Here is a 5,062-nt window from a genome sequence, read left to right on the forward strand (position 1 = left end):
AAATCGAGACGTTCATCACTGATTGCGACGCGGATGGACGTCACCACCAACGCCAAACACAGCGCAAATATCGAAGCGATCAAGACCCAGACCATGGTGGCACCTTCGTGGGATTCTTTGTTCACGGACGCGAACGGTTATGGGTGCATTTTTCATGCCAATTTCGATGTTGCAGTGGGGTGATGGAGCCGGTGCTCGCCGACGTTATTTCTGGAGCGAGTTTCTGCTGCGGCCGACGATCGGCCCGGTCATCGATGTGACGGCCGACTTCCCCCCTCTGACATCTGGATTGACGATCGGGGAGAATGTCCCGCCGGTTCCCATTCGCTCCGTGAACTCACCCGATCGATGTCTGACCAAGACCTGCCCTACGATTCGTTCCTGTTGGTTTCCTTCGGTGGCCCGGAAGGCCCCGAGGACGTGATGCCGTTCTTGGAGAATGTGTTGCGGGGGAAAAACGTGCCGCGCGAGCGGATGCTGGAGGTTGCCGAGCACTACAAGAGTTTTGGCGGCGTCAGCCCGATCAACGAACAGAACCGCCAGCTGCTGGCCGCGATCAAGACCGAGTTTGAATCCAACGGAATTGATTTGCCGGTTTACTGGGGCAATCGGAATTGGCATCCGCTGTTCCCCGACACCTTGCGGCAGATGAAGGAAGACGGGTGCAAACGGGCGATTGCGTTTTTCACCAGCATGTTCAGTTGCTACAGCGGTTGCCGTCAGTACCGCGAAAACATCATCGCCGCGCAAGAGGAGGTCGGCGAAGGAGCCCCGTTGGTCGAAAAAGTACGGATGGGGTTCAATCATCCGGACTTCATCGAAACGATGGCGAGCAGTGTCCGCCGATCGCTGGCCGAGCTTGAAACCGAGCCGGGGGCGGCGACGGTGTTGTTCACCGCCCACAGCATCCCGATGGGGATGGCGGACAACTGCGACTACGTCAAGCAACTGAGTGAAGCCTCGCGATTGGTCGCCGAGGCGGTTGGGGTCGAGACGTGGCGGTTGGTCTACCAGAGCCGCAGCGGCCCGCCGCAGCAGCCCTGGCTGGAGCCGGATGTGTGCGACACGATCGCCGAGATGGATGATGCGGAGAAACTGCAGCAGTTGGTGATCGTCCCGATCGGCTTTGTCAGCGATCACATGGAAGTGTTGTACGATCTGGACGACGAAGCGGCGACGCTGTGCCGAGAACGTGGCATCAAGATGGGCCGTGCCGCAACACCGGGCATCAGTGCTGGTTTTGTCAGCATGATTCGCAAACTGGTGGAAGAGCGCATCGGGCTTCGCCAGCAGAAGGATGCGGCCGGAACGTTGGGTCCGTGGCACGATGTCTGCCCGTCCGATTGCTGCCTCTACACGCCACGGCGGCCCCCGTCGCGGGCCAGTTAGTGCACTGGCAACTTTTAGGATTTGGGGTGCCGCGGAAATAATGCCCACGGATGGCAGCGCGACCCCACGGATGACAGGCAACGCTGTGAAGCATCTTTTAGCGGTAGGGCGCGAGCCCTCCGGTGCTTCGGGAACGATGAGGGACCGGAGGGCTTGCGCCCTGCCGCTAACACTTCGTCAAACGCAGGGAATAAATGCTTCACAGCGTTGGATGACAGGGTGCAAAAAATCCGTGGGTTCACGCTGCCATCCGTGGGCGCAAATACCGTTTCAGAGACGCTCTTGACTCGATCTGCACCGATTGCGTATCGCGTCGGGGATGATTTTCACTTGCGTTCGTCCCCTCGCCCGTTTTGCCCTCTTGGTTGCGTGTTTCACGTCTCTGGGTGGCTGTCGCATGGGCGCTCCGATTCACGTTTGGTCGCCACCGACGCTGCGTTCCACAGTGGGTCATTCGGTGATGGTCCCCAAGATCGTCGGTCCCCGGGAACTGGCCACGCCGATTCATGAGAAACTGCTGCAGGCCGCTCCCGCCGACGCGGGCCGTTCCACCCGCTTGGTTTCCGCCGAATCGATCAACGAATCGACGCCGGGCTTTGATCAAGGCGTCTCGCTGGTGTCTTACAACGCCGACGACGAAAGTGATTTGGCGCTGGCCAAAAAGGCTCAACAAGGACACATCGACTTCATCTTGCGCGGCGAGATTCTGCCGGATCGGCGTCCCCGATCCATCACCGAAGCGGGCAACCGGCTGACCGTTTCTTGGCGTTTAACGCCGGTCAGCGCGGACGTCCAAACACAGACCGAAGGTCGGCCCTTGGGCAAACCGGTCGTGGTGGAATTGGAATCCGCGCTCAAGCGCTACCCCGATTTAGCGTTGGCCGTCGACAAGGATGCGGCATTGCAATCGGCGCTCGTTCGCGAGACCTTGCCGCTGATCACACCGTCGGTTGTGCGGGAACGTGTGCAGTTGGAAATCCCCTACTTGCTGCCCGGCACGCAAGCCATTCGTCGCGGCAATGCCTTGGCAGTCGCCGGCCGATGGGGTGAGGCGGAAGCGATCTGGCAAGAGGTTCACCAGCGATATCCGTTTTCATCCGTTGCGGTGCACAATTTGGCGATCGCGGCGGTGGCCAAACAAGAGTTTGGACAAGCCAGATCGTTGGCCAGTCAAGCTGTCCGGATGAAGCCGACCAAGCTGCACCAGCAAACCTTGGTCTGGGTCGAGCGAGCGCAGCGCGCCTACCACGAGGCCTTCGAGTTGCCGGATCCGCCGGAAGGCTGGTCGGTCACGCGGACAACACGTTGAGCTTAGGAACCGACGCTTGACTCAGCGGTATCGGGCTTCCATCGACAGGCCGTCAAGCGGCCGGTCACTCGAGCGCCGGTCGGATCGTTCTGGCGATTCGAAATCCCATGTAAACCCAACGCGAATCGGCGCCGTGAACATTGCGTTGGGAGGCGCGTGCGTCACCGGGCTGGTACAGCATCGCGCCGCCGCGCGTGATCAGCCTGGTGCGCCCTTCCACGTCGAACCATTCATTGCCGGGATCAGACGCCGGTGCGAGCGATTGGCGGGGGTAGGCGCGATCGACGCTGTGGCACCATTCCATCACGTTGCCCAACATGTCGAACAGTCCGTAGTCGTTGGGTAACAAGCGGGCAACGGGCTGGGTTCGGAACTGGGAATTGCTGACCGTCCAGGCATGGTCATCGAGTCGTTTCGGGTCAAAGCCGAACCAGCGGTTGCGATCCACGCCGCCGCGGCAGGCATATTCCCATTCCGCTTCGGTTGCCAACCGATAACCGATTCGATCCACCGATCCTGCCGAGACGACCATGCCCTGCTTGATCGCATCGATTTCGGGATAACACATCTCGTCTTCGGGAATGCCTTCTTGCTCGCTCAACCAGCGACAATATCTTGCCGCGTCATACCAGGTCAAATTGATCGCGGGGCTGTCCATCGATCGGGCATAGTCTTCGGGATAGTCGAAATCGCTGCGAAACGCCAGGAACTGCTCGACGGTCACTTCGGTGGCCCCGATCGCGTAGTCATGGTCGATCACAAACGCCGTCCGCGGCTCTTTCTGTCCGTCACGCCCCGGTTCATTGCCGTACGAACCGAGCCAAACGGTTGCATCAGGCCGAACGACCACCATCCGCTGTCCCGAGACGGCCAGGAACTCACGATCGGGATCACTCGACGGCGGCAAGGGCAGATCCAGATTCCAAGCGACGGCCAGCGCGAGTGAAGCAGACCGAATGCCCGGGTCAGTCGTTCGCCGAAGCGGATCACGCCAAACCTCCGTGACCGACAACCGTTGTTGCGGACTGACTTGGTCGACCGGAATCAGCTTCAACGCCATCAGGCAACTGCGGACCCTCGTCGCGTCTTGCGGGGCTTGGTCATCTCGTGAGTTTTGAATCTGGTCGAACAACCACTCGGGAGGCAACATAAACTCGCCGAATCCAGCGATGACGGCGCCGCGCGTCTCTTCGCCCCATTGGCCGGCGAGCGCGGCTTTCACATTCTGGTCTTGCTGCAGTCGCAACTGCGCCAGTGCCAGATTGCAGCGAACTCGGGCGGAGGCGACCTGGGCATCGATCTCCGGCAGCCCGCGCCACCAGACCGACTGAAATCGAAACGTCCGATCGTCGTCAAAGGCGGCCGCATCGAGCGAAACGGGAAAGTAACCCTCGGCCATCAGCTTTCCCGCCGCACGCAGGTGATCGAGTCGTCCCTGGTGTTCCAGCAACTTCGCCTGCACGGGAAGATCATGCCACCAGACCGGAGTGACCGTCCCATCGCGTCGACCGTCGATCGCCAAGCTGGATCCCGCCACAAGCACTGGCGAGGATCGATTCCATTGGATGATCTGACGACACTCGTCGGCCGACTGGTTCCAGGCGTCGGCGTATCGAATCCCGCGAATCGTTTGCCAGCGAATGGACGTGAATAGCTCGGGCAGATCCGATTGCCGGACCGAAAGATTGAATCGCGGCAGTGACAGGCCCCGTTGGAGCATCGGCTGCCATCCGTCGCTCTGGTGATGGTTCCCCGGCACCTCAAGATACAGGTCAGCAGCGGTCACGCCGTTGTTCTGCGGCCGACGAATCCAGCTGACGAAATAGCGCAGGGTTTCATCTTCGTCGGCGTAGCCGCTGATACTATCGGGAAGAAAGCCTTCGTCACGATGGTCGCGATTGAGGGCGCGCACCTGATCGGCTGAGAGATCCAACGCATACTTCGACTCCAACGAGTCTCTCGTGAACAGGACAAAACAATAGCGCTGCGCGTCGTGACGATAGACGGCGAGATGTCCGATTCGATAGCCGCTGTCGGCGAGTTTGGTGGCGAGTCCGGCCAGACCATCGCGAGGGACCTGGTGGGCCACGATCGCGTGCGGGCCGATCACCGATTGAAAGGAGTCCAGCTGAACCAAGAGGGCGTCGTCGATTGCCGGGTTGGGTGTCAAATCGACTCGATCACGATCACCGGCGACCCACCAGGGCGACCCCCAGGGACGAGTGACATCGATCACCGCGGTCTCGGCCTGACGGATCTGATCCCACTGCCGCCGCAGCGCATCACGTGCCCGATCCGGATCCGCTTCCATCGTTTCCAACAGCAAGTTGAATTCGGAGGCGTGGGCGGAGCGGACCAGGTCGG

At 60.5% G+C, this 5,062-nt stretch carries 4 protein-coding genes; 3 read left to right on the forward strand and 1 reads right to left on the reverse strand.

Annotation, left to right across the window (positions count from 1 at the left end; all coding sequences use genetic code 11):
• From ABX749_RS21255 to ABX749_RS21265, 3 genes are all read left to right on the forward strand, one after another.
• Positions 1-183, forward strand: a 183-nt coding sequence (locus ABX749_RS21255) for a hypothetical protein (RefSeq protein WP_372897743.1), incomplete at its 5' end; no start/stop codon positions are given.
• Between the two features lie 165 nt (positions 184-348).
• A complete protein-coding gene (locus tag ABX749_RS21260; protein ID WP_372897744.1) occupies positions 349-1,389 on the forward strand; it encodes a ferrochelatase in 1,041 nt (346 codons plus the stop codon).
• Positions 1,390-1,786: 397 nt separating this feature from the next.
• Positions 1,787-2,698 (forward strand): tetratricopeptide repeat protein, encoded by a 912-nt coding sequence (locus tag ABX749_RS21265; protein WP_372897745.1) that lies wholly within the window; start codon positions 1,787-1,789, stop codon positions 2,696-2,698.
• A gap of 64 nt (positions 2,699-2,762) precedes the next feature.
• Here the strand turns inward: ABX749_RS21265 and ABX749_RS21270 are convergent.
• The coding region (locus ABX749_RS21270; RefSeq protein ID WP_372897746.1) for a formylglycine-generating enzyme family protein at positions 2,763-5,062 on the reverse strand (2,300 nt) is incomplete at its 5' end.

The organism is Stieleria sp. (assembly GCF_041595215.1).
GTDB lineage: Bacteria > Planctomycetota > Planctomycetia > Pirellulales > Pirellulaceae > Stieleria > Stieleria magnilauensis.

Excerpts from the sequence above, each read along its gene's own strand:
- ABX749_RS21260 (WP_372897744.1), top strand. The coding sequence starts at position 349 with ATGTCTGACCAAGACCTGCCCTACGATTCGTTCCTGTTGGTTTCCTTC.
- ABX749_RS21265 (WP_372897745.1), top strand. The coding sequence starts at position 1,787 with ATGGGCGCTCCGATTCACGTTTGGTCGCCACCGACGCTGCGTTCCACA.